Below are 25,001 nucleotides of genomic sequence, written 5' to 3'. Positions count from 1 at the left end.
GCCTTTGACGCCTCGTTGGCGGCAGCCGCCGGCCGGGCGATCGACCGATTCGTGGCCGAGGGCCGCCAGGTCGTGATCATCGAGCCGATCCCGATCGCCCGCAAGGACGACGACCCTCTCCTCTGTCTGTCCAGCGCCGCCAACAACGCGGCCTACGAGTACCGGGCCAACGCAGCACCCATGCCGATCGAAACGTTTTTTCACCAACGCGCCAACGGACGTGACGTGTTCTCCCTTGACTTCGACCGACTGGTGTGCCCACAACTGCCCACCTGTCAGCCGGTGGTGGACGGCCTCATCGTGAAGCGCGACTCGAATCACATCACCGGGACCTTCTCGGCTCATTTGGCGGAGGCGATCACGGCGCGGCTGATCCAGGAAGGTGTTCTTCCCGCCGCCTCCACGGGTGGTTGAGCGACTTCGACGGTACCGCCGCCAACCTGCTAACGATGGGGCGGAAACGTTGCACGTACAAGGGGGGCCCATGGCCACAGCTGTTCCGATTGTCGATTATCTAGTGCTCGGGGACAATCCTCATTTGATCGCTCGGGAGTGCACCGGCTGTGGGGCGCGTTTCTTCGACCGCCGGAACGCCTGTGCCTCCTGCTTCGCCACCACCTTCTCCGACGCCCCTATCTCTACGACCGGAGAGTTGAAAGCGTTCACCATCGTGGCCTTCGCCGCCCCTGGCGTGCCGGTGCCCTTCGTGGCCGGAGTGGTGGACTGCGACGGCACCAGCGTGCGCGGCAACGTGATCGGCGTCGACCCCGACCCCGATCACGTTGCGCTGGGCATGAAGGTAAAACTGACCACCTATGTGGTGGGAACCGATGATGACGGCACCGAAGCCATCGGCTTCGGCTTTGCACCCCTGGAGGCATGACCATGAGTGACGACATTTGGATCCTCGGAATCAACATGACCAAATTCGGCAAGCACCCCGATCTGGACACGGTGGACCTAGCGGCCCAGGCCGCCATGGCGGCCTTGGCCGACGGTGGGGTGACGATGGCCGACATGGGCGTGCTGGCGGCGGGCAACCTCATCGGCGGAGGCGGATTGGGGCAACAACTCCAGAAGCAGATCGGCCAAACCGGTATCCCTGTGTACAACGTGTCCAACGCCTGTGCCACCGGGGCCACCGCCTTGCGCACGGCGATCATGGCAATCAAGGCCGGCGAATGCGACATGGGCCTCGCCGTGGGGGTCGAGAAGCTCGCGGGGGCTGGTCTGCTGGGCGCGGGCGGCACGGCCAAGAGCGAAAAGAACGTCTACGAGCCCTCCGGTCGGTACGGCGCGGTCACCAACACCGACGGCCGCATCGGCACCAACAACATGCCGGGCACCTTTGCCCAAATCGGTATGGAATACGGCCACAAGTACGGCGGCACAAGCTTTGAACTCTTCGCCAAGATCAGCGAGAAGAACCACAGCCACTCCACGCTGAATCCGCTGGCCGCCTACACGAAGAAGATGAGCCTCGAGCAGATCATGGGCGACATGATGATCGCCTACCCCAACACCCGCCCAATGTGCTCGGCCAACTGCGACGGTGGTGCCGCCGCGGTGGTCATCTCCGGAGCGAAACTCAAGACCCTTTCACTGGAACAGCAGCGGCGGGCGGTGAAAGTGTCGGCCTCGGTCCTCACGAGCGATCCGTGGTCGGAGAGTTGCCAGGTCCTCCCCGATGTGAACACCCTTACCCGCATGGCTTCCACCCAGGCCTACGAGCAGGCCGGTGTGGGTCCAGCCGACCTCGACCTGGTGGAACTACACGATTGCTTCGCCACCGCGGAACTCGTCCATTACGACAACCTCCAACTCTGCGAGCAGGGTGGAGCGGTGGACTTCTTCACCAGCGGCGCCCCGTGGCGAGATGGCACCATGCCGGTGAATGTCTCCGGGGGCCTGCAGTCCAAGGGACACCCGATTTCCGCCACCGGCATTGCCAACATCTGGGAGGTCTGCCACCACCTCCGCGGCGAGGCTGGCGACCGCCAGATCCAGGGTGCCCGCGTGGGCCTGGCCCATGTCATTGGCCTCGGTTCGGCCTGTGGCGTGCACATCCTCGAAAAGAGCGCCGCCTAGCGGCGAGCGAGATCGGCCACCAGGGTCGGCAACTCATCTACCGTCCCGGCGAGCCGGTCCGGTTCGGCGAGGATCAGTTCTTCGATGCCGCCGTAGCCCCACAGCACCCCGATAGAAGAAACACCGGCTTCATGCGCCCCCGCGATGTCGTGCTGGCGGTCACCGATCATCACGCACCGGCGGCTGGCCTCACAGCCCAAAAGATCCAGGGCGTAGGCGATGACCTCGCTCTTGCGGGCGCGGGTTCCATCGAGTTCAGACCCAGCCACCACTTCGAACCAGCCCCGTAAGCCAAAGCGGTCGAGAATCGGTTCGGCGAATACTCCCGGCTTGGAGGTGGCCACCGCCAGCCGCCGCCCTTCGGCGGCGAGTTCGGCCAGCACCTCCTCGATGCCGGCGTAGGCGAAGTTCTCGTACAGTCCTTGCTTCCCGAAGTACTCCCGATAGGCGTCAATGGCGGCCTCGACTTCGCCGGCGTTGAGTCCGGCGATCTCCCGGAACGATTCCCTCAGCGGCGGACCGATGAAGCCCGTGAGGGCGTCGAGGTCGTCGGCGGGCTGGCCGATGGCGCGCAGCGCGTGCTGCACCGACTTGGTGATGCCCTCCTTGGGATCGGTGAGCGTGCCGTCGAGGTCGAACAGGACAACCGACACCTCAGGTCACAAAACCATCGGCCACCGCGAGCGCGTCGTCGAGGATGGCCAGCGCCCGAGCCACTTCCTCCTCGCTCACGATGAGCGGCGGCGCCATGTGAATGCGGTTGAAATGAGCGAAGGGCCAGAGGCCGGCACTCTTGCAGGCGTTGACCACCTCCACCATTGGCTTGGCCGCCTCGCCCGATGCGTTGAACGGCACCAGCCCTTCACGGGTGTGGGGATCCTTCACCAACTCGACGGCAAAGAAGCAGCCCCGGCCCCGCACCTCGCCCACCGAGGGATGCCGCGTGGCCAGTTCGGCCAAACCCGGGCCGAGCACATCTGCGCCAATCTGGGCCGCGTGTTCCACGATGTGGTCATCCTCCATAGCCCTTATCGCCCCCACGGCCGCCGCGCAGGCCAGCGGGTGCCCCGAGTAGGTGAGACCACCCTGGTAGGCGCGCGTGGCGAAGGTCTCGGCGATGGCGTTCGTCATGATCACTCCGCCCAGGGGCACGTAGCCCGAGTTCACACCCTTGGCGAAGCAGATCAGGTCGGCGGTCACCTTCCAATGGTCAGCGGCGAACCAGGCGCCGGTACGACCAAAGCCCACCATGACCTCGTCGAGGATGAGCAGGATTCCGTGGGCATCGCACAGCGCCCGCACCTGGGGCAGATAGTCGGCCGGCGGGATCAATACCCCGTTGGTACCCACGATCGTCTCGAGGATGACCGCCGCCACCAACTCGGGCCCTTCGAACTGGATCACTTCAGCGAGGTGGGCCACCGCCCGGTCGGCCTCTTCCTGGTCGGTCGTGGCGGCAAAGGAGGACCGGTACGGGTAGGGGCCGTGGAAGTGAACGACCCCGGGGATCGACGGCTCGGAGCCCCAACGCCGCGGCTCCCCGGTGAGGGCCATGGTGGCCGCGGTGCCGCCGTGGTAACTGCGGTAGGCGGCCAGCACTTTGGGGCGAGCGGTGTGCGCTCGCGCCATCCGGATGGCGTTCTCGTTGGCCTCGGCCCCACCGTTGGTGAAGAACACTCGATCGAGGCCCTCGGGGGCGTGGGCGGCAATCATCCGGGCCGCTTCGTTGCGGGTCTGGTTGGCGAAACTCGGCGCCACGGTGCAGAGCCGTTGGGCTTGCTCCACGATCGCCGCGATGACCTTCGGATGCTGGTGCCCGAGGTTCAGGTTCACGAGTTGGGAGGAGAAGTCGAGCCAGCGATTGCCTTCGTGATCCCAGAACTCACAGCCCTCACCGCCCGCCAGAGGCATGGGGTTGATGAGGTGCTGGGCTGACCACGAGTGGAACACGTGCTGGCGGTCCACGGTGGCCACTTCGGCATTGGTGGCAGCAATCGGCTCAAGCAAGACCATCTCCCTATTCTCGTTGACGTACTCCCCCGATGTCACATGGAACTGCACTGCGCCCGAGCCGGTGGTTACCAGTCGGTCGCGGTGTAATCCTTGAGGAATTGGCCCCAAAGGTGGACACCCGTGTTGGCTCCCGTGATGATCGGGTCCACGATCCGGGCGGCGCCGTCCACGATGTCCAGCGGAGGATGGAAGCGATGCTCGGCGCGCTTGGCCTCGGCGATGGCCACCGGGTCCTCGTCGCTCACCCATCCGGTGTCGACGCTGTTCATGTGGATGCCATCAGCCTGATAATCGGCTGCCGACGTGCGGGTCATCATGTTCAGCGCCGCCTTGGCCATGTTCGTGTGCGGGTGTCGGGTGGTCTTGAAGCGCCGGTAGAACTGCCCCTCCACCGCACTCACATTCACGATGTGCTTATCGGGGCCCGGGGTACGGACCATGAGCGGCTTCAGGCGGGCGTTGAGGACGAACGGCGCCACCGCATTCACCAGTTGTGTCTCCAGCAGTTCCACCGTGGACACTTCGGCCAAGGTGAGTCGCCACGAGTTCCGGCCCCGCAGGTCTACCTGTTGGAGGTCCTGATCGAGCCGACCCACCGGAAACAGATGCGAACCCGCCTCGGCATCCTCGGGGAGCAGCACGAGTTGCGAACGTTCCGCGCTAGTGGGCGCGTGCTCACCGAGCAGTTCCGGGGTGCGAACACCATCCACTCCGCCGAGCACCTCGCGAGCGGCCGGGGAGAGATGCCCGTCGGTGGCCTTCTCTTGCTCCAGCATGTGCTCATAGAAACCGGGCGGCCGCCGGACGGTCTGACAGGCGTTGTTCACGATGTAGTCCAGGCGCGACTGGCTGGCCGCCAGGTGATGACAGAACGCTTCGACGCTCGGAGTGTGGCGCAAATCCAGCCCGTAGACCTCAAGGCGGTCGCTCCACTGCGCGAAGTCGGCCTCCTCGCTGTAGCGCCGGGCGGCGTCTTGCGGGAAGCGGGTGGTCACGATGAGGAACGCCCCTGCTCGTAACAGTTTGATGCCGGCTTGATAGCCGATCTTCACTCGCCCCCCGGTGAGCAACGCCACCCGACCGCGCAGGTCGGCCGTCTCGGTGCGTTTGGCAAAGTTGAATGCGGCACACTCGCCACAGAGTTGGTCGTAGAAGAAATGAACCTCCCCGTACTTCCGCTTGCACACGTAGCAATGCTGCTCGGCCACCCGCCACTCCTCGCCCGCCCGGGCGGTGGTTTCATCGTCCACGGTGGCGGCGTCAACGCCTTCCGGCACAAACACGTTCGGGGTGACGAACACCGGCCGAGAGCGCAGCTGGCGGATGCCGGTACCGGTGAGCACATCTTCGTCACGCGCCACTCGGGCGGCTTTTTCCTGGCGGCGGCGAGACTTTGTCTGCTGACGCCGGGCATCGGCATCGGGGGCGAAGGTATTGGCCGCCGCGTTCAGAAGACGGATTCGCTCCTCGGGACCCAGGCCGTCGAGCAGCGAACGGTCCGCACACACGGCCTCGAGCAACTCAGTTGCCGCCCGTAGTCGTTCATTCAGCTCTGACTCGTCACCCACCCTTCCACCCTTGCATCCCGAGGGACTCACCTACGAGCCGAGGGATCGGCGAGCCCCGCCCGCCGGGGTGGGCTTAGGTTGGTCTCACCAGAGGGGAAAGGAACCACATGAACAATGCCATCGAGGCCGACGACCACTACACCATCATCTCTGCCGACTGTCATGCCGGCGGCTCTCACGCCGCCTACCGGGAGTACCTCGACCCACAGTTCCTCGACGACTTTGATGCCTGGCGGGAGAAGTACCGGAACCCGTACCGGGACCTCGGCGACAATCGCCGGCTGCGCAACTGGGACAACGAGATGCGCAACTCGCAGCAAGAGGCCGATGGCATCGTGGCCGAGGTGGTCTTCCCGAACACGGTGCCCCCCTTCTTCCCCAGTTTCGTCCTGTTCGCCAAACCACCCACCGAGGCGGAGTACGCCCACCGCCGGGCCGGCGCGCAGGCCCACAACCGCTGGCTGGTGGATTGGTGCAACGAGTTCCCCACCCGTCGCGCCGGGGTGGGACAGATCTTTCTCAACAACGTCGACGACGCCATCCAGGACGTGCACTGGATCAAAAACCACGGCCTGCGCGGCGGGATCCTCCTCCCGAACATCGCCCCCGATGTGAAGTGGGTGAAGCCGCTCTACGACCCCATCTACGACCCACTGTGGGCCGTGTGTGAAGACCTGGAAATCCCGGTGAACGTGCACAGCGGCACCGGCAACCCCGACTACGGGCCCTACCCCACCTCGATGCTGCTCTACATCAACGAGGTGATCTTCTACACCCAACGCCCATTCGTGCAGCTCACCCTGTCCGGGGTGTTCGAGCGGTTCCCCCGGCTCCGCTTCGTGATGACCGAAGCCGGCTGTGCGTGGGTACCGCCGCTCCTGAATCAACTCGACACGGTGATGGCCGGTATCAGCGCATCGGGGGCCGCCGGGGAGATCCGCTTCACCGAGGGTGGCGCCCTGCCCCAACTGGCCACGGATTACTTCCGGCAGAACGTGTGGATGGGGGTGAGCGCGCCCGGAGCCGCCGACGTGGCGGCGCGACACACCATTGGTCTCGACCGCTTCATGTGGGGCAGCGACTACCCCCATGACGAAGGCACCCATCCCCATACCCGCGAGCACCTGCGGGCCCGCTTTAGCAGCGTCGAGCCCGCCGAGGTGCAGATGATGCTCTCGACCAACGCCGCCGGCCTCTACGGCTTCGACCTCGAGGCCCTGCGGCCACTAGCCGCCCAGATCGGACCCACGGTGGCCGAGGTACAAACCCCGATTGACGCCGTACCCGAAAAAACCCTGCCGCTGATGTCCGCCGACATGAACACTCGGGCCATCACCTAACGGCCTCACCATGAATCCGGGTGAGGGTGGAAAACGAGGTGAGGTAGGCGTCACCATCGAAGCCAGCGGCGGGGAACACAACCGACTGTAACGGCCCCCCCGAATCGGCCCGAGCCAGCTCGAACCCGGTAGAAATGTCGAGCACCACCACCTCCTCGGCCATGCGCTCGCCATCGTGATGGGCGCTCACGAGTTCTCCGGTATCGGGAAACAGCAACAGATGGGCGGCATGGTTTTGCGGACGGGACCAGCGAGAGTGGAGCGTCCCATCGGCGGCAAGGTCGAAGGCGGCCAGCACGCCGTTGCTGCTGTCGAAACCCACCACGATCCGCCGGTCCTCGTCCACCAGCGGCGGATTAGCAATCAAACCGCCGGGAAGGCCGCACACCTCGGTGAGGGTGACGGCAGCCGTGGCGAGGTCCACTCGCACGATGTGGAGGGGGGCGGCGGCCACACCCCCGCCGGTGAAAGAGCCGTTGTAGCAGTCGGTGCCCTCGCCGTTGTCGAGGAACCACCCCGCCCCGGCGGCGATCACCGCATCCCATCCGTAGGACTGGCCCTCAAGGGTGCGGTAGGGCGCCACGAACTCGTTGTCGAGCACCAACGCGCTGCCGTCCCAGCGCGCTCGCAGCAGGCTGGTGTCGCCCACCGCGTACACGTCGTACCCATCGGCGGAGAGACGGGCGATGGAAGGCTCCGGCAGAATCAGGCGGGCCAGTATCTCCAGCGTCTCGGGATGCAGGACGAGCACCTCGGCCGGTTCCCGCGGGGTCACCGGCTCGCCCGGACGCTGTCCGGCGAAGTCTTTGGTCACCAGATTGCCGTCGGGCAGGAGCACAAATGAGTTGTACGGGCGAGGGCGCGGCAGGGTGACCGACGTCAGCACAGTGAGATCGGCGGCGAGGCGGTGGGCGTGATTACCGAACACGACATGGAGAGATCCGTCGGCATGACAGGCCAGCCCGCCCGGCCACATCGGCCCGGCCGCCAGGGGGGGGCTCCGCCGTAACACGGCGAGGGTGACCGGATCGATCTGCTCCACCCAGCACTCCACGAGGGGGCCAAAGCCGTGGCGCAACACGTACACCTCGCCCGGGTCGCGCAGCACCACCATCGTTGTGCCGGGCGACTCCCGGTGGGTCACCACCAACGCGGCGCCGGTGGCCATCCCCAGGCCGCGATGCCCAACGGGAACCTGCTGCCGTCGGGCCCCCCCGTCTTCGGCCGGCCACGGACTATCCCAGTACGCCCCTCCGGTGGTGCCCGCCACCGGGGTGGTCATACCGGGGCGTCGACGGGGAGTCGGGGCACCCGGGGGGCCGGGAGGTGGTCCCCTAGATCAGCCACCAAGTCATCGCGTATCGACCTCACGGCGGCGTCGTCCCACCGATTGACCTGCTGGAGCGGATCTTCGGAGAGGTCGTACAACTCTCCCTCGCTGCCGTCGTGCACGGTGCCGGGCCGGTAGGTGGTGCACACCCAGCCATCCCGGGTGATCGTGCGGAGATACACCGCCACACCGAAGAGTTCACTCTCCCATTCGGTGAGGACTCGCTCGAACTTACGGGCGGTGGCGTCAGCATCGTGATGCGGTAACGCGTGGCCCTCCATCCAGGGCTGCGCGTCGACGCCGGCAATGGCGCAGAACGTGGGGGCGAGATCCACCAAGCCCACCGGGGCAGTGACCGTGGCTGCCTCTACCCCGGCACCGGGCGCCGGCCGCCAGATCAACGGCAGCCGCATCAGGCCGTCGACGTGGTACGGACCCTTGAACAGCAGACCAAAGTCTCCTTGCAATTCGCCATGATCGGTAGTGAACACCACGTCGAGGTCATCGGCCCACCCCTTGGCCTCCGCCGCTGCCAGTACCCGACCGATGGCTTCGTCGATGAGTTCCACCTCCACCGCGTTCACGGCGTTCACTTCCCGCACCTGATCGGCGGTCATCGTGGCCGGCACCCACCGGGTAGGGGCCTCATAGTTCGATACCAACTTACCGTCGTACCAGAGGCGCCAATGGCGGGGCTTGTCGTCGAGAATCCGCTCGCGTTCGGCGGGGTCCTCCACATAACCCGCGGGCAGGGGCACGTCGCGCCAATCCACTCGCCCGAGTTCGGAGGCGGGCGGATCCCACGGATGATGCGGGTCCGGGAAACTCATCCAGCAGAACCAGTCGTCATCGGCATCCAACCCGTTGAGCCAGGCGATCGTGCGGTCGGCCACCCAATCCGTGTGATACCACTCACGGGCCACGGGGTTGACCTGCACTTGTGGCGCTCCCGTATCGCCCCCACCAGTGGCGTTCACTTCTAGGTCCTTGTCGAGCACGGCGTAGAAACCACCCAGGGCATCGAAATGGTTTTCAACCATCCACCGGCCGTAATGGAGCGACCCCACCGGCGAGTGGCCGGCGAACTCGAGATGATCGAAGCCCCGGTGCGGACCCATCCCGCCCTCCGCCTGAAGCGACTGCGCCGTGGGGAGACCGGAGGCGGCCATTCGATTCTCGGTGAAACGGTTGAAGGGGTCGAGAAACGGTTCGAAGTGCGGCTTGCCCACCAGTGCCGTGCGGTAGCCGGCTTGGTGGAGCACTGCGGCCACCGAGGGAGCATCGACGGGCAGGGCCACGCCGTTCATCCACACCCCGTGGGTACTCGGATACTGACCGGTCAGCATCGTGCAGCGCGATGGCATGCACACCACCGACTGCGGCACCGCCCGCTCGTAACGCACTCCCTGGGCGGCGAGGCTGTCTACTACCGGCGTACGGCTCAACTCGCCACCGTTGCACCCCAACGTGTCGTAGCGCTGCTGATCGGTGGTGATGAAGAGGATCTTGCGGCCCATTAGGTCTCCGTGGTGGTGAGAGCGTCGATTGCCGGTCCGACGCCGGTCTCAAGTTGGCGAGCGAGTTCGTCCAGGGCGCCCCCGGTGGCGCCGCCGAGCACGATGGCCATCACCCCGGGATCGGCGTCACTGCTGTAGACGGCCAGGCAGCGATTCTCTTCGAGCGCGATCACATCGATGGTGCCGAGATGCTCTACGAACAGCCCCCCGGAGATGCGGTACTGGAATCGGCGTTGCAGCGGGTCGTTGGTGAGGATGGTTTCAGACAGGCTCACACCGCTCCCCAGCACGATGGTGCGGGTGTCACCTTCGACAACACAAGAGGTAATGCCGGGGAACCAGAGATGCAGCAAGGCTGCTCGCCCCACAACCTCCCAGGCTCGCTCCGCCGATACCTCGATCACCCGGTGGCGACGCTGCGATGCCCGCATCAGACTGGCCTGCCCAGGAGGCCCATGATGAGACGAGTGGTCACGCGTCGGGGGGCGGCGCTACTCATGCGCTGATCCTTGCGCAATAAGTAGCGCGCCTCCCAGGAAGAAGCCACGTCAAGCCCGGCTAGGACATCGCCGCGTTCGGCGGCGGGGAGTTGCCGTAACTCTGGCCCGAAGACCTCCGCCAGTTGACCCCGCAGCACGGCCCGGATGCGCCCCGACTCACTGGCCACTCGCCCCGGGAGCGGTTGCTCCGGCCTCCCGGTGAGGGCGAAGAGCGAGGCCAAGAGTTTCTGCTGTCGCTCTATCGCCTCTCGAACGAGCGCATCCACATCATCGAAGTACCGAAACAACGACCGAGTGGAGATACTGGCTCGCTCAGCGATCTCCTCGGTACGAGGGGCAAGATTGCCGGCTCGGTAGAGGTCCAACAGTGCCTCTATCACGGCATCCCGATTGCGATCCCGGCGCTGCCGCCGACCGTCGAGGGGTCTTCGGTCGTCTTCACCGTTCGTACGCTACTGATTGACACTATTTTATGACAATACCTAGGGTGCCGGATGACTTTGCTACTCGATTCGCTCCGCCGCCGGATGCGGGCCATGCACTCCTTGTACGAGGATGCCATCGCCACCATGGACCTCAGCCATGTGAATCATTTCGAGCGTGAGGGCGTTCTGCCCATCGCCTTCTGTCTCTTTCATTACACCAACATGCAAGACGTGTCCTCAAGCCTGCTCATGGGTGAGCCCACCGTGTGGAACCATGAGTGGCAAGCCCGGGTGGGGATGGCCATCGACGACCACGGGAAAGAACGCACCGTGGAGGAGATGGGGCAGCAACGCATCGGCGACTACGAAGCGTTTGGGGACTACCAGCGAGCCGTGTTCAGCCGCACCGAGACCTGGCTCAGTGAACTAGACCCCTCCGCGCTCACCACTGTGATCGTGCCCCGTCCCCTGCCCCCGATGGTGGCCAATACCTACAGCGCTCGCGTGGCGGGCGATGAGGGCATCACGATGCTCGATGCCATTGAATGCTGGATCTACCAGCACGGCCTGCGCCACATGGGAGAAATCGAACTAGCCCGGGGGCTCGTGGGTTTGGGCGGCATGACCTCGTAACTGCGCCTACGTTGAGCAGATGACCAGCCCACTCGTCCTGATCGACACCCCCGCCCCCCATGTGGCCCGCTTCACCCTCAACCGGCCCGAGAAACGCAACGCGCTCAACAATCCACTGCGCGGTCAACTGATCGAAGGCCTACAGGCCGCCGACGTGGACCCTGACGTTCGTGTCTCCATCATTCGAGGGGCGGGCACGTCGTTTTCCGCGGGCTACGACATCGGGGGGGGAAACGAAGGACACGACTACCCGCATTTCACGGCGCCGGGCGAGGGCCAATGGCCGCGGCATGTCACCGAAACCTGGATGGGGATCTGGGACCTGCAAAAGCCGGTGCTCGCCCAAGTGCACGGCTACTGCCTGGCTGGTGGCAGCGAACTAGCCACCGGCTGCGACCTCGTCTACGTGGCCGATGACGCCAAGATGGGCTACCCGGCGGTGCGGTTCGGGGTGCCCGACATGCAGTTCCATGCCTGGCTGCTGGGCATGCGGGCGGCCATGGAAATGATGGTGACCGGCGACTCCATCTCCGGCACCGAGGCCGTCCGACTGGGCTGGGCCAACCGAGCCTTCCCGGCCGCCGATCTCGAGGCATCGGTGCTGGCGGTGGCCGAGCGCATCGCCCTGCTCCCTCCCGACATCGTGCAACTCAACAAGCGCACTGTGCACCGCGCCATGGACCACATGGGCCTGCGTCAGTCCATCCGGGCCGGTACCGACATCTGTGCTCTGGGCATCCACCAGGAGAGTTTTGTGGTGTTCCTCAACGAAATGAGAGACAAGGGCCTTACCGCGGCCTTGCAGAAGCGAGATGCGCCCTTCGGCGATTACCGAACCATCGAACCCCACCCCGGCTGAGCCCCCCCGGTCGAGGTCGTTAGCCCCGGCAGATCTGCCCGGCCGACACGATCGGCACCATCGAATCGCGATGTCCCGGTACGGTGCGGTGATGACACGTTTCGAGGGGCGTCGCGCCCTGGTCACCGGAGCCGCTTCGGGCATCGGCGCCGCCACGGTGGCGCTACTGCGCTCCGAGGGTGCCACCGTGGTGGGGATCGACCTGCAACCGAGCGACGACGTTTGGGAGGGCGACGTCACCAACCCAGCCTCGGTGTGTGCCTTCATGGCCGCCGCCCTCGAACACCTCGGCGGGCTCGACATCGTCGTGAACGTGGCTGGCATCGTGCATTTTTCGCGCATCGAAGACCTGACCTGGGCGGACTGGCAACGCCATCTGGCCGTGAACCTCACCGGTCCCTTTCTCGTGTCGCAGGCCGCCGTTCCCCATCTGGCCGCTCGGGCCGGTTGCATCGTCACGGTGGCGTCGGTAGCGGGCCTGAAAGGCCAGGCGTACACCTCGGCCTACTCCGCCTCGAAGGGTGGGGCAGTGCTCTTCACCAAATCACTGGCTCTCGAATTGGCTGATCGGGGCATCCGGGTGAACTGCGTCTGCCCGGGCGGGGTGGACACGCCCCTTCTCGGGCCAGCCTCCGCGTCGATCCCGAGCGATGCCAACCCCCGGCTCATGGATCGCCTCCACAGCGTGATCCCCGCGCTGGTCCACCCCGACGAGGTGGCCGAGGCCATTGCCTATCTGGCGTCGGATGCCGCCCGCATGATTACGGGCACTGCGCTGGTGATCGATGGAGGCACGCAGAGCTAACCCGCTACGCCCTGGAGCGCAACGGTTCCGGGAGTTGCTTCCCCGGGGGGGGTTCCGCCCGCCCTCGGCGCATCGGGCGGCGCCTGGCGGTCACGGTTGGGCCTGGATCACCCCCACCGGGAAGCGTGGGTGCCTAACCGGAATCCACGGCTCTGCGCTGACTAGCATCGTTTGTTCTATGACTGGCACCACGACCACCGTTGGCGAATCTCATCGCTGGCGCAGCTTCGCAACTGGGTTCTTCGGCGTCCTCGCCATCATCGGGGTGCTGGCCAGCGTGCTGGCGGTCTGGTCGCAAGAGGTGCTCTTCAAACCGGACTCGCTCGCCAACGCGGTGGAGCAGGCCTTACTCGAACCCGAAGTGATCGATGCGGTGGCTACCTACCTCAGCAAAGAGATCGCCCAGGCGATCCCCCTTGATACGGCCATCGCCGACCAGCTCCCCCCCGCTCTTTCCAAGCTCTCGCCGCTCCTCGCCGGCGCCGAGCGCGTGGTGGTGCAGGCCGCCCTCGAGCGCCTGTTGACGCTCGAGGTCACCCAAAACCTGATCACGGCGGCCGCTCGACGGGTGCAGCCGGTGCTCGCTCGCGTCGTCCAGGGGGAGCCAGCGATCGCGGGGGCGGCGATCGTGGACAACAAAGTGTCGATCAACTTGCTCCCTGTGCTCGGCATGGCGCTGAATTCCCTGCAGGGTGAAGGGTTCTTGACCCGGGTCACCGTTCCGGACCTCTCTCGCGACAGAGACCCCGACGAACAGATCGCTGCGCTCGAGCAATCCATCGGCCGCTCCCTGCCGGAGGATTTCGGGCAATTGACCGTCATCGAGGGCGACCCGGTAACCACCGCCAGCGGGTTGATTACCCAGGCACAGGCCGCCATCGCCGCCCTTCAGCAGGCCGTAGAGGTCATCGTGGTGCTCACCGTCGTCGCCTTGATCTTTACGATGCTGCTCAGCCAGCGCCGCCGCCGGACCGCGTTGATTCTTCTTCTCGGGATCGCGGGTGCCATGGCCATCGCTCGGGTCGTGATCTACGCCGTGCTGCGAAACGTGCCCGAACTCGCCGACGACCCAGGGGCACGAGCCGCCATCCGATCGGTGGTCACCACCTTCTCCTCAACTCTGCTCACCAGTGTCACCATCATCCTCGCAGTGGGCCTCGTTCTCGCCGGGGCACTGGTGGTGACCAAACGGTTCTCACCCGGGGGCCCGCCGCCGGAGGTCACGGAGACCCCACCGAGCACCTGGCGAGCGGTCATCGAGACCCACCGCGACATCACGGCAGTGATTTCCTTTGCCGCCGCCATCGGTATCATCACGCTGATGGGCTTCTCACCAATCGCCCTCGGGCTGGCCGTCGCCCTCGGTGGCGTCGGGTGCGCAGTCCTGGCCATGACCTATACGGATCGGCCCCCGACGAAAACGCCCTAACCATTCTCGGGAGGGTTTCGGCCCTCCCGCTCGCCCAGGGCGCGACCATGATCCCCGAAGACACCAGGAGCCGAGGGTGAGCCATCCGGCCAACACCACTGCACCCCCGACTCAAGACAGGTGCCAAATCCAACGTCCATCGAAGGTCGGCCTCGCGGTGCTTCGGCGGCCCGTTGGGACCCACTGGAGCGCGTCACCGAACAAGAATCGAGTACCCCGTACGGGATTCGAACCCGTGCTGCCGGCATGAGAAGCCGGATTCCTGGGCCACTAGAAGAACGGGGCTTGCTTCGTGGTGAAGGGAAAGGATAGCCGCCGAAGCCCCCCTCCACACCTTCGGTCGCCCCGAGACCACCCCCAGCGGCTAGAACAGATTCGGGTTCGTCCTCGGCCTCGCCCACCAGTTGAGTAGACCGGCCAGTTTCGGGAGGAACAGCAGTGTTCAAGGAACCGACGGGAACGCTCCTGATCATCTTGGTCATCGCCTTCACGGCACCGCTGGTGGTCACGTTGGCTCCCTGGTTGCGATTACCAGCACTGGTAATCGAGATCCTGCTCGGCATCTTGGTGGGTCCGGCGATGCTCGACCTGGTGGTGATCACTTCTCCGATCAAACTGCTGGCCGAGATCGGACTGGCCGCACTGATCTTCCTGGCCGGTTTCGAGATCAATCCCCAACGCCTGCGGGGTAATCCATTGAATCTCGCCGCCGGCGGCTGGGTCATGTCGATAGCCCTGGGCCTCGCCTGTGGCGGCCTGCTGCAATTCACGGGCTTGATCAAAAACGAGGTCTACGTGGGCCTTGCCCTCACGACCACCGCTCTGGGTGTGCTCCTACCGATCCTGAGGGATGCTGGCATTCTCCCCACCAACTTCGGCACACACATGTTGGCCATCGGCTCGCTGGGCGAGTTCGGGCCCATAGTCGCCATCGCTTTGGTATTGAGCAGCACCGAATTAGCAAGGTCCGTTATCACCCTTACGATTTTCGCAAGCGTTGCTGTGTTGGCGATGGTACTGGCCGCTCGCCCCCAGTCCCCTCGACTCCAGCAAGCCCTAGGCAGCACCCTCCGATCCAGCGGACAGCTCTACATCCGACTCGCGGTGCTGCTCATTGCCGTCCTCACCTTTGCCGCAACGAAACTAGGGCTCGACATGCTGCTAGGGGCCTTTACCGCCGGTATCATCTACCGGCTGCTCGTGAGTGCCGGGGCTTCCAAAGCGGAAGAACAACAGGTGGAGTCCAAGATCGAAGCGCTGTTCCTGGGCTACTTCGTTCCGATCTTCTTCGTGGTCACCGGTATCAACTTCGACCTGACTTCTCTCACGGGTAGCCCGCTCGCGTTGGCGAAGGTCCCACTATTCTTGGGATTGTTTCTGGTCGTGCGAGGCCTGCCCGTTCTCCTTTACCGGTCCGAGTTTCCGGCCCGCTCCGACCGGATGGCGCTGGCCGTTCTATCGGCTACGGCCCTGCCCCTAGTCGTAGCTATCACCACGATCGGCCTGGAGACGGGCCAGATGCGGCCCAGCACAGCCGCCGCGTTGGTGGGGGCCGGAATGCTATCGGTCGTGGTTTATCCAGTCCTTGGCTTCGCGTTACTCAAACGAAACAAGGCACCGGCGCTGGCCCCGCTGGATGGTGCGCCCCCGTTCCCTGCCGGTTCCGAACCATGAGCGATTTCGTTCGGAGTCGACCGGCGCCGACCAACTCGCTGCGCTCCTTACGATTCAAAGAGCATGCCCTTGATTCGCTGTGGTTTATGCCTCTATGCGGGGCCATCTTGGCCTGGTTGATCTCCCGCATCACGCTCTACCTCGACCACCTGACTCAGACCGCGTCGAAGTTCCCCGATCTCATACCCGCCTCGGCGGTCACCAACAGCGCCGACGCCGTTACCGCCACCACGGTAGCCGCCGCGATGCTCACGCTGATTGCGGTGGTGTTCTCCACCATGCTCGTGGCGGTGCAGTTGGCTAGCAGCCAGTACTCACCGCGTATCACGCGCGTGTTCGTACGGGCTCGGCTCACCCAGATAACACTCGCCGTCTTCATGACCACGTTTGTATTTGCGTTGAACGCTCTCATCGGCTGCCGGGCTTCGGAGGATCGCCTTGGCCCGGCGTTGACTATGCGGGTGCTCTACCTCCTGGTGCTGACCACCATGCTCACGTTCCTGGCCTTCATTCACGGCATGGTCCGATTACTGCAGGTGCAATACCTGCTGCAGAAAGCGGCTTGGGCCTGCCACCACGCCATCGACCGATCCTTCCCTGCCGCCGCGGTGTATCGAGAAGTCCCGGCGGTCTCGCCGAGCCCCGCTCCCCTCAAGGTTATGGGCCCGCTTACCCGACACCCCCGCCTCACGATGCGGCGCTCCAACGGCCCGCGACCACGGGTGCTCCAGGCCGTCGACCTGGCCGGATTAGCGGCCGCCGCCGCTGAGTTGAACTGCTGGGTGGAACTGCAGATGCCGGTTGGCGACCATGCCGGACCGTCGAGGGTCGTGGCGCTTATCCACGGCGAAAACCCCGACGCGCTCGCCGGCACTTGGGTGCACCGATTCATGCTCTTCGGAACCGAGCGCACGTTGTTGCAGGATCCGGGATTTGGGATTCGCCTGCTGGTCGATGCCGCCAGCCGAGCGCTCTCACCCGCCATCAACGATCCGACCACCGCCGTCCAAGCACTGCTGCGCATCGAAGACCTACTCGCCCGTATGACCTACCATCCCGATCCGTCTGGCTGGTACACCGACGAGGCGGGAACGCTGCGCGTGAAAATGCTGGAGCCGGGGTTCATCCGGTTGGCCACAATGGGGCTCACCGAGATCCTCCACTACGGCGCCACCGCACCTCAGGTGATCAGGGCATTGCTATCGATGAGCGCCAATCTCGCCAGCATCACCGAGGGCGAACGGCACAGTTTCTTCGAGGACTACCAGCAGCGCTGCGAAGTGACCGCCTACGCCAACATGTCCCACAGAACCCGAGACATCGCCATCGAGGCCGACCACATGGGGTTCGGCTAGTCCACCCGCCCGTGCCCGGGTCGTCCCCCCTGCGCACGAACCGGCTGCCGACGAAACCATCGGATCGGCTTTGGCCATCCCATGCTCGACGGGGACAGCCCACGACCGGCAGAGCGATGCGGCCGAGCGGGTCGCTGAGTCGATCTATGGCGCTTCGACGCCATCACCGTCAACGACCCGTTCGACGATCGCTACGCTACCGGCTTCCCTCGCCGCTGACTCCTCGAACGCGCCGCGAACCAGGAGCAACGGCAGGCAGACCGACGCGTCAGCAGACCTGCTGGACGTCGAGGATCTGATTGGGGCCGCGGGTGGTAGCGCCCAGTGCATCGCTGGCTTGGATCCACCAGGTTATGTCGACGTCGGCGGTGGGGGGACCGAGGGTGGCCACCCACTCGCCGCCGTCGAGCGACATGGGTGTTGTCGAGGTGCCCGAGGCGCCGCCGCCGGTCCAGCGCAGGACGACGGTCATGTCGGACTCGTCGGTGACCGTGGCCCGCACTTCGCTCTGGTGGCAGAAGGTGGATCCGGCCACGCCGATGAACGGGCGGTCGGCCGCGCTCGAGCTGATGACCGGGCCCCGCCGCACCTGACCGGTGATCGCCACGCGGGCCGAGCCGGCGGATCGATCTCCGGCGGCCTGGCGACCAGCCAGCACGAGCGAGCCACCGAAGGAGCCCTCGGGCAGGGCGCCCCGGTCGACCGTGACCACCACCTGCGCACGCTCCCCCGGCGCCAACGTGCCGCGCTCGGGCATGGCGGTGGCGCCGGGCAGCTCGACGGCGGCCGTCCAGAGCATCGCCTCGCCGCCGTCGTTGACGAACGCGATCGTCGCCTCGGTGGCCGACGTGCCCAGGTCCTGCGGACCGGTCTGCACCACGAGGCGGGCGAAGGCCACCGGCGGGACCGAGCTCGTGATCGACGAAGGCGGGGCGGTGGTCAAGGAGGCGGCGGCCGTCGTGGTCGACGTCTCGGGGGTGGTGGTCGTGGTGGACCCGGTAGCGGCCACGTCGGCGGGCTCGGAGCCGTCCGGGCGCAGCGCGAGCGCGAGCAGGGCGACGACGATCGCCAGTGCGGCGAGCAGGGGCAGTCGGCGTCGCCACCCGGCGCCACCCTTGGCACCTGCCCCGGCCGCGCCGTCCGGTGGGGCGCCGACGCTCGTCAGCACGCGGTCGCGCAGGTCGGCGGGCGCCGGCACGATCGGGGTCAGAGCCAGCAGGCCCAGCGGGCTCACGACGGTGCGGCGGCGTTCCTCACACACCTCGCAGTCGTCGATGTGGCGCGCCACCCGCTTGCGCAGGCGCGGCTCGAGCCGGCCATCCCACCCCTGGAGCAACGCGTCGAGCTCGGCGCAGTCGCGTCGCCCGAGCCGCCCTACGAGGAGCACGGTGAGCGAGCGCTCCACGAGTGATCGCACACGGCTGAGGCGCACGTTGGCGTGGTGGGCGGACACCTCCAGCGCGTCGGCCAGCTCCTGGCCCGACAGACCCTGGCGGAGATGGAGGAACAGCACGGCCTTGTCCTGGGGGGCGAGGCCCTCGGCGGCGTCCCACACCAACCGCTGCAGCTCGCTCTGCTCGACGGGGTCCGCCGGCACGGGGGCGGCGATCACGGCGCCCACCTCCTCGGTGGGCACCATGCGGCTGCGCCGGCGCGCCCGGCCCAGCGCGGTCGTGCGGCACACCGCGTAGAGCCACGGCCGCAGGCGATCCGGATCGCGCAGCTGGCCGATCCGTTGGCTGGCCGTGACGAACGCGTCGTGCACTGCGTCCTCGGCCTCGTGGCGGTCGTGGAGGATCGACGCGCAGTAGTCGAAGAGACGATCCGCGTAGCGGTCGTACACGTCTGCCCACGCGCCGGCGTCACCCTCCTGGAGCCGGCGCGCCAGCGCCGCATCGTCCATGGGCGAAGTATAGAGAGGGGCGCGCACGGCTTACCGCTGGGGCGCATCGGGATCGAGGGTCGTGGTCACAGCTCCAGGACGCGCCGGCTCCCCCACGGGTCACAGAAATGTCCGCGGAAACTGTGACTGCGCTCCCGGTCGGTGCATCCCACTGGCATCCGGCCACCCAGCGCCGGGAGACAAGGAGCAACTCCATGAACGTAATCCCCACCCTCACCACCCGCCAGCGCCGGATCCTCCTGACGCTGCTAGCGCTGGTCCTCCTCGTGGGCAGCCTCGCGGTGGCCGGCCCCCTCCGTTCGCCCGCCGACGCCACCGCGCAGGATCCGTCGTCCTCCGAAGGCGGCAGCCGCGAGGCGAGCACCACCACGAGCACGTCGACCGCCGTCGCCACGAGCACCACCGACGCCCCCGGCAGCGGCGAGACCCCCGAAGACGACATGCCCGAGGTCCCCGACGAAGACGACGAGGACCCCGGGCCCTGGTTCCCTCCGAACCACGGCATCGACGACTTCGCTCCCACGCCCGTCGTGCTCGACCTCGTCGCCAAAGTCGACCCGCAGGTGAACCCCGACCTCGAGGGCGGCCCCGGGTCGTTCTCCAACGGGCCGATCCAGTGCGACGGCCAGTGCATCGAGTGGGCGACCGTCGAGCCCGGCGGCACCTCGGCCACCTTCACGATGCACACGACCGTGCCCGCCCGGCTCTGGGTGTCGATGGACCCCCCCGCGGCGGAGCACAACGGCAACCTGGTGCGCGACTGGGAGGTCACCATCGACGACCTCACCCCAGACACGCTCTACAACGTGGTCCTCGTCGCCGAGGACAAGCACGGCAACCTCAACCACCGCTACGGCCAGTTCCGCACGCTCCAGCGCCACGTCGAGATCACCTTCACCTCCATCTACGTGAAGAACGACGCCGACAAGTGGGACATCAACAAGGGCGAGGTCGAGTGGAACTTCGAGGTCGAGGACGACTGGATCGAGGACTTCCACCGTGGCATCGCCAAGATCAAGAGCGGCCGCACGGTCAACCTCGGTGACGGCCGCCGCCTCGTGATCGAGGACGCCGACCGCTTCCTGCAGCTCGCCGTGCAGGGCGTGGAGCACGACAGCTGGGGGAAGTGGTGCCCCGACGGTCCCCCGCCTTACCCCGGCCACGGCGGCGGCGACAGCAACACCGACTGCCGCTCCTGGGCCACCGCAGCGGAGTTCATCGACCTCGACAACCTCGTGGTCGACGACCCGGCCATCCCCGCCGGCTACGACGCCGCCTTCATGCTGCGCACCCGGGACTACTACCTCCAGTTCGACGCCTACGGGACGATCGACATCTGGTACGCCTGAACCCCTCGGAGGCCGGGCACCCCCACGGTGCCCGGCCTTCGGCGCGCCCGGACCCAGTGGCTACTCGAGGACCGCGAGCTCGATGGTGGCCGTCGAGGCGTCGCCGAGGTCCTCGGCTTGGCGGACCGCCTTCTTCACCGGGAGCACGTAGGCGCCGCGCTTGTTGTCGGGGAAGATCGACGTCTGCCATCTGGTGGCGCCGATCGTGACCTCGACCCGGAGCGAGCCGAAGCCCTCGGCCATTCTTCCCCCGTTGTGACCTGGCAGACCTACCAACACGTCCGCCAGGGAATGCCGACCGACGCCGCCGAGCGGGTGGCCGATGCGATCTTCGGGGCGTAGGCCCCGAGGACTCCTCCGGGGGGGCGGCTTGACCTTGGTGACCTTCTGGTCGGCAGCGAACGCTCGCCGCTGACCGGAGCATCGCTCTCGTGGTGATCAACCTGTGATCAGGGTGCGACTCTCGGTGTAGTTCACGCCGAAGCCCCAGGCCGCTGACCTGGGGCTTCGTGTGCAGAACGGGGCTCGGGGGGGAGGACTCGAACTCACGCTTGGCCCATGACGGTTGGTGTTGCCGGGTGTTGGTGGGTGCGGGATTCCGGACTTCATGGAGGTCGACGCCCAGCTTCGGTGGCGGCTGATGATGGTTCGTGCAGAGCCGTTCGTGACCAACTCGTGACCAAACGGCAGCCCAATCACGGCTAGATCCGGAGTTGGGTCGGAACGCCAGATCGGCTGTCACACCCGACCCGTAAACTTATAAGTGCACCGGGAGCACCGAGTGTGCCCCGGGTAGCGGCTGGGGCTGAAGTGGCGGCAGGCGTGACGAGCGCTTCAGGTCGCCCACTACCAAGAGGAGTACCCATGGAAGAAAACACCAACCTTTCGGCGCGGGATCGAGCCGTCGGCGCTCTCATGGGCCTGGCGGCGGGCGATGCCGTCGGAACGACCCTCGAGTTCATGCGGCCAGGCTCGTTCACCCCGATTACCGACATGGTGGGCGGCGGGCCGTTCGGGCTCCCCGCCGGCGCGTGGACGGACGACACGTCGCTGGCCCTATGTCTGGCCGAGTCGATCCTCGACACGGGGGATCTCGACCTAGCCGACCAGCTCCGCCGCTACGTCCGGTGGTGGAAGACGGGATACCTCTCGTCGAACGGCCGGTGCTTCGACATCGGCGTCACCACCTCCAGCCAGCTGACGCGCTTCCGGCAGACCGGCGACAAGATCGACCCCAACCCCAATCAAGAGGAAGCCGCCAACGGCTCGTTGATGCGTCTCGCCCCCGTGGCCATTCGCTGGCACGCCGACATAGCCGAGGCTGCCGAGCGGGCCGCTGAGTCGAGTCGGTCCACGCACGCAGCCGACCGCCCTGTCGACGCCTGTCGAGTCCTCGGAGCCATGACGGCAGCGCTCATCTCAGGCACCCCCGCCGACGAGGTCCTCGCTCCCGACTTCTGGCAGTGGGGTGCCCTTCACCCCGAAATCGACGCCGTCGCACGAGGCTCGTGGCGTACGAAGGAACCACCGGAGATCAAGGGCACCGGGTACTGCGTCGCGGCACTGGAAGCTGCCCTGTGGGCCGTCGGCGGAGCGGCTGACTTCGCCGAGGCTGTGTTGCGAGCCGCCAACCTGGGCGACGACGCCGACACCACCGCCGCCATCGCCGGACAGCTCGCCGGTGCCCGCTGGGGCGTCAAAGGAATCCCCCAAGCCTGGCGCGACAAGCTGGTGTTCAGCGCCCGCATCACCGAGCTTGCCTACGGGCTGTACGCGGCTGGCGGTGGTCACGCTTCTCGTGATCCACGCTGGCCGCACGATGCCGACCTCCATGCGTGGTGGGTCGACCCCGGCGAGGTGCTGGCCGGCGAGTACCCCGCCACGAGGAACGACGCGTTCCACAGTGCGGGGAAGGTCAACCTCCTCGTCGACGCCGGGATCCGCACCTTCATCGACCTCACCACGCCCAACGACCCGCTCGATCCGTACGCTCCGACGATCGAAGCTGCTGCCGAGGCTCGCAATCTCGATCTCCGTCACCTCAGCGTGAAAATTCCTGACCTCGGCGTACTCCCCGACGCCGAGTACGACACCATCCTCGGACTGATCAGCGAGCACCGGACGAGAGGCGTCGTGTACATCCACTGCTGGGGTGGTGTCGGGCGCACCGGCACCGTCGTCGGCTGCATGCTCGCCGACCGCGGGCACGACTACGACGCGATCCTCGCCACCATCAAAACACTCAGGGCCGGAACCAAGAAGAGCAATCGACCCTGCCCCGAGAGCCATGAACAACTGGAGGTCCTTCGGCGACGGGCGAGGTCGGCCTGAGTCACAGATCGCGTTGGTACGCGTGGTGACGCTCATCGTTGCCTCCAGGACATCTGCTGACCTGGGGCTCCGTTTGTAGAACTGGGCTCGGGGGGGAGGACTCGAACCCCCAATGACTGGATCAGAACCAGTTGTGTTACCGATTACACCACCCCCGAATGGGCGGGCCGTCACCATACCGAACTACCCCGTGAGCTCGCACACCGGTCAGTCATTCATAGCGTTGTCCAGGCGGAAGAGTCGGTCATAACCAATGACGCGTCCGAGAGCCACCGCCACCGATTCTCGACCGAGTTGGCGCAGTTCCCCGCGCCAAGAGAGCCTGGTTTCGCTCGGCGACACACTGGCATCGAGGCCCAAATCCTCCGCAATCGCCTCCACCCGGTACGCGTGATACCCGTCGGTTACCAGCACCACCGTCGTGAGGTCTTGGGCCACCAGAAAACGGGCCGAGGCAGCCAAGGACTCCCAGGTGCTGCTGCCATCCACCTCCTTGAGGAGATCTTCATCGGGCACCCCGCGGGCTCGCAGGTAGTTGTAGCCCGCGGTGGCCTCGGTAAAACGGTCACCTTTCTGCCGTCCCCCGGTGAGCACGATGCGCGGTGCCAGCGAGCCCTCGTACAGTTCCAGCGCGTGGTCGAGCCGGTCCTGCAGCACCGGGGAGGGCACGCCGTTGTACTGCGCCGCCCCCAGCACCACGATGGCGTCAGCGGGCTGGGCACCGTCACGGATACTGGCCCGGTACACCTGCACGAAGGTCACCCCGAGGCACAGGACCACGGCCAACCCGGCGAAGGCCACCAACCCCACCACCCGGCGCAGCCACCGCCGCCGACGCCGCTGAGGAAGCACCGAGCCATCGGTCATAGGCGCGCTCGGGCCGCCCGCAAACGATCGAGGGTGCGCGTCTGGCCCAAAGCGGCCAACGACTCGAACAGCGGCGGCCCCACCGATCGCCCGGTGGTGGCCACGCGCACCGGTCCCTGGGCTTTGCTGAGTTGCGCCTCGCCCTGGGCATTGACCACCCCGGCGGATACCGCGGCGGCCTCCACCGCCGCTCGGATTGGCTCCACCTCCCACTCGGTGACCTGCGTCAGACCGGCGATGGCCGCATCCACCATCTCTCGGGCGTTGATGCCCTTCACCATCGCCTTGTCCCAGGAGGCGTCATCGAGCGTGAGGGGCCCGTCGAGCAGGAAGGCCACCATCGGCTCGATTTCGGTGAAGAGGCGCACCCGCTCTTGGATCAGCGGCGCAATCGGGGTGAGGACCGCCTCCACTTCGGGTCCGCTGAGGAACGGTCGGGCCCGTTCAATGAACTCACCCACCGGCAGCGCCCGGAGGTATTCGGCGTTGATGTGCTGCAATTTCTTCACGTCGAAGAACGCCGGCGACGGGGTGACATCCTCCAGCCGGAACTGCTCGATGATCTCCGCCAGCGGTCGGATCTCGATGCCATCACTCGGACCCCACCCCAGCAGCGCCAAATAGTTCACCATCGCCTCCGGCAGGTAGCCCTGAGCGGCGAAGTCGGCCACCGAAACGGCGTCCTTGCGCTTCGACAACTTCTTCCGGCCCTCATTCACCAACATCGGCAGGTGGGCAAAGACCTCCGGACGCCCAAGGCCGAGCGCATCGCGCAGCAGAAGGTACTTCGGGGTGCCGGGCACGTGGTCCTCGCCCCGCACCACATGCGTGATCCCCATGGCGGCGTCGTCGTAGGCATTCGACAACAAGAACATCGGCATGCCGGTAGACCGCAGCAGCACAAAATCCTCGATCGTCTTGTTCTCGAAGGACACCTCACCTCGCACCAGATCGGTGAAACCAGTGACGCCATCATCGGGCGTGCGAAACCGCAGGGCTGTGGCATCAGAGCGGG

22 protein-coding genes and 2 tRNA genes are annotated in these 25,001 nt (G+C 66.2%); 11 read left to right on the top strand and 13 right to left on the bottom strand.

Annotated elements, in window-relative coordinates; translation table 11 throughout:
- Window positions 1-484: 484 nt before the first annotated feature.
- Together EXQ71_11995 and EXQ71_11990 are read left to right on the top strand one after the other, a co-directional pair.
- Window positions 485-883, top strand: a complete 399-nt coding sequence (locus tag EXQ71_11995) for a hypothetical protein (GenBank protein MSO88219.1) — start codon at window positions 485-487, stop codon at window positions 881-883.
- Window positions 880-2,088: a thiolase family protein gene (locus EXQ71_11990; GenBank protein MSO88218.1), complete on the top strand. Its 1,209-nt coding sequence runs from the start codon at window positions 880-882 to the stop codon at window positions 2,086-2,088. The genes EXQ71_11995 and EXQ71_11990 overlap by 4 nt, the downstream gene beginning before the upstream one ends.
- Here the strand turns inward: EXQ71_11990 and EXQ71_11985 are convergent.
- The 3 genes from EXQ71_11985 to EXQ71_11975 form a co-directional block, all read right to left on the bottom strand.
- Window positions 2,085-2,741 (bottom strand): HAD family hydrolase, encoded by a 657-nt coding sequence (locus EXQ71_11985; protein ID MSO88217.1) that lies wholly within the window; start codon window positions 2,739-2,741, stop codon window positions 2,085-2,087. The genes EXQ71_11990 and EXQ71_11985 overlap by 4 nt on opposite strands.
- Before the next feature lies 1 nt (window position 2,742).
- Window positions 2,743-4,101, bottom strand: a complete 1,359-nt coding sequence (locus EXQ71_11980; GenBank protein MSO88216.1) for an aspartate aminotransferase family protein — start codon at window positions 4,099-4,101, stop codon at window positions 2,743-2,745.
- A gap of 65 nt (window positions 4,102-4,166) precedes the next feature.
- Entirely contained in the window at window positions 4,167-5,669 is a 1,503-nt protein-coding gene (locus EXQ71_11975; GenBank protein ID MSO88215.1) for an SDR family oxidoreductase, read from the bottom strand.
- A 107-nt stretch (window positions 5,670-5,776) separates the two neighbouring features.
- Between EXQ71_11975 and EXQ71_11970 the strand changes: the two genes are divergently transcribed.
- The gene (locus tag EXQ71_11970) at window positions 5,777-7,009 is read left to right on the top strand and encodes an amidohydrolase (GenBank protein MSO88214.1); all 1,233 of its coding nucleotides are present in this window, start codon (window positions 5,777-5,779) and stop codon (window positions 7,007-7,009) included.
- Here the strand turns inward: EXQ71_11970 and EXQ71_11965 are convergent.
- The 4 genes from EXQ71_11965 to EXQ71_11950 are packed head-to-tail and all read right to left on the bottom strand — an operon-like array spanning window position 7,002 to window position 10,736.
- Window positions 7,002-8,291: a hypothetical protein gene (locus EXQ71_11965; protein ID MSO88213.1), complete on the bottom strand. Its 1,290-nt coding sequence runs from the start codon at window positions 8,289-8,291 to the stop codon at window positions 7,002-7,004. The two genes, EXQ71_11970 and EXQ71_11965, sit on opposite strands and share 8 nt — an antisense overlap.
- A complete protein-coding gene (locus tag EXQ71_11960) occupies window positions 8,288-9,856 on the bottom strand; it encodes a sulfatase (protein ID MSO88212.1) in 1,569 nt (522 codons plus the stop codon). Before EXQ71_11960 ends, EXQ71_11965 begins: the two co-directional genes overlap by 4 nt.
- Window positions 9,856-10,287: an SRPBCC family protein gene (locus EXQ71_11955; protein ID MSO88211.1), complete on the bottom strand. Its 432-nt coding sequence runs from the start codon at window positions 10,285-10,287 to the stop codon at window positions 9,856-9,858. The genes EXQ71_11960 and EXQ71_11955 overlap by 1 nt, the downstream gene beginning before the upstream one ends.
- A complete protein-coding gene (locus EXQ71_11950; protein MSO88210.1) occupies window positions 10,287-10,736 on the bottom strand; it encodes a TetR family transcriptional regulator in 450 nt (149 codons plus the stop codon). Before EXQ71_11950 ends, EXQ71_11955 begins: the two co-directional genes overlap by 1 nt.
- 114 nt (window positions 10,737-10,850) lie before the next feature.
- Here EXQ71_11950 and EXQ71_11945 point away from each other — a divergent pair, with 114 nt between their 5' ends.
- From EXQ71_11945 to EXQ71_11930, 4 genes are all read left to right on the top strand, one after another.
- Window positions 10,851-11,414: a hypothetical protein gene (locus EXQ71_11945; protein MSO88209.1), complete on the top strand. Its 564-nt coding sequence runs from the start codon at window positions 10,851-10,853 to the stop codon at window positions 11,412-11,414.
- Window positions 11,415-11,433: 19 nt separating this feature from the next.
- The gene (locus EXQ71_11940) at window positions 11,434-12,273 is read left to right on the top strand and encodes an enoyl-CoA hydratase (protein MSO88208.1); all 840 of its coding nucleotides are present in this window, start codon (window positions 11,434-11,436) and stop codon (window positions 12,271-12,273) included.
- A complete protein-coding gene (locus EXQ71_11935) occupies window positions 12,227-13,078 on the top strand; it encodes an SDR family oxidoreductase (protein ID MSO88207.1) in 852 nt (283 codons plus the stop codon). Before EXQ71_11940 ends, EXQ71_11935 begins: the two co-directional genes overlap by 47 nt.
- 178 nt (window positions 13,079-13,256) lie before the next feature.
- Window positions 13,257-14,507: a hypothetical protein gene (locus tag EXQ71_11930; GenBank protein MSO88206.1), complete on the top strand. Its 1,251-nt coding sequence runs from the start codon at window positions 13,257-13,259 to the stop codon at window positions 14,505-14,507.
- Between the two features lie 212 nt (window positions 14,508-14,719).
- Here the strand turns inward: EXQ71_11930 and EXQ71_11925 are convergent.
- Window positions 14,720-14,792, bottom strand: a tRNA-Glu gene (locus tag EXQ71_11925).
- Window positions 14,793-14,945: 153 nt separating this feature from the next.
- On the opposite strand from EXQ71_11925, the gene EXQ71_11920 reads away from it, so the two are divergent.
- Both EXQ71_11920 and EXQ71_11915 read left to right on the top strand, forming a co-directional pair.
- Window positions 14,946-16,181, top strand: a complete 1,236-nt coding sequence (locus EXQ71_11920) for a cation:proton antiporter (protein ID MSO88205.1) — start codon at window positions 14,946-14,948, stop codon at window positions 16,179-16,181.
- Entirely contained in the window at window positions 16,178-17,536 is a 1,359-nt protein-coding gene (locus EXQ71_11915) for a DUF2254 domain-containing protein (GenBank protein ID MSO88204.1), read from the top strand. Before EXQ71_11920 ends, EXQ71_11915 begins: the two co-directional genes overlap by 4 nt.
- A 268-nt stretch (window positions 17,537-17,804) precedes the next feature.
- Here the strand turns inward: EXQ71_11915 and EXQ71_11910 are convergent, their stop codons facing one another.
- A complete protein-coding gene (locus EXQ71_11910) occupies window positions 17,805-19,466 on the bottom strand; it encodes a sigma-70 family RNA polymerase sigma factor (GenBank protein MSO88203.1) in 1,662 nt (553 codons plus the stop codon).
- 167 nt (window positions 19,467-19,633) lie between these two features.
- Here EXQ71_11910 and EXQ71_11905 point away from each other — a divergent pair, with 167 nt between their 5' ends.
- On the top strand, window positions 19,634-20,788 hold the full coding sequence (locus EXQ71_11905) for a hypothetical protein (GenBank protein MSO88202.1): 1,155 nt from the start codon (window positions 19,634-19,636) through the stop codon (window positions 20,786-20,788).
- A gap of 60 nt (window positions 20,789-20,848) precedes the next feature.
- Here EXQ71_11905 and EXQ71_11900 read toward each other — a convergent pair whose 3' ends face one another.
- Window positions 20,849-21,031, bottom strand: coding sequence for a DUF1905 domain-containing protein (locus EXQ71_11900; GenBank protein MSO88201.1), 183 nt, complete (start codon window positions 21,029-21,031; stop codon window positions 20,849-20,851).
- 621 nt (window positions 21,032-21,652) lie between these two features.
- Between EXQ71_11900 and EXQ71_11895 the strand changes: the two genes are divergently transcribed.
- Window positions 21,653-23,119, top strand: coding sequence for a hypothetical protein (locus tag EXQ71_11895; protein ID MSO88200.1), 1,467 nt, complete (start codon window positions 21,653-21,655; stop codon window positions 23,117-23,119).
- 83 nt (window positions 23,120-23,202) lie between these two features.
- On the opposite strand, the gene EXQ71_11890 is transcribed toward EXQ71_11895, so the two are convergent.
- The 3 genes from EXQ71_11890 to EXQ71_11880 form a co-directional block, all read right to left on the bottom strand.
- Window positions 23,203-23,277, bottom strand: a tRNA-Gln gene (locus EXQ71_11890).
- Between the two features lie 49 nt (window positions 23,278-23,326).
- A complete protein-coding gene (locus EXQ71_11885) occupies window positions 23,327-23,986 on the bottom strand; it encodes a YdcF family protein (GenBank protein MSO88199.1) in 660 nt (219 codons plus the stop codon).
- A partial coding sequence (locus tag EXQ71_11880) for a glutamate--tRNA ligase (GenBank protein MSO88198.1) occupies window positions 23,983-25,001 on the bottom strand: 1,019 nt, incomplete at its 5' end. The genes EXQ71_11880 and EXQ71_11885, both read right to left, overlap by 4 nt.

This window comes from Acidimicrobiia bacterium (assembly GCA_009694375.1).
GTDB lineage: Bacteria > Actinomycetota > Acidimicrobiia > Acidimicrobiales > VFJN01 > VFJN01.
The sequence above is the reverse complement of the archived record's forward strand: the minus strand, read 5'-3'. Positions and strand labels throughout refer to the sequence as shown.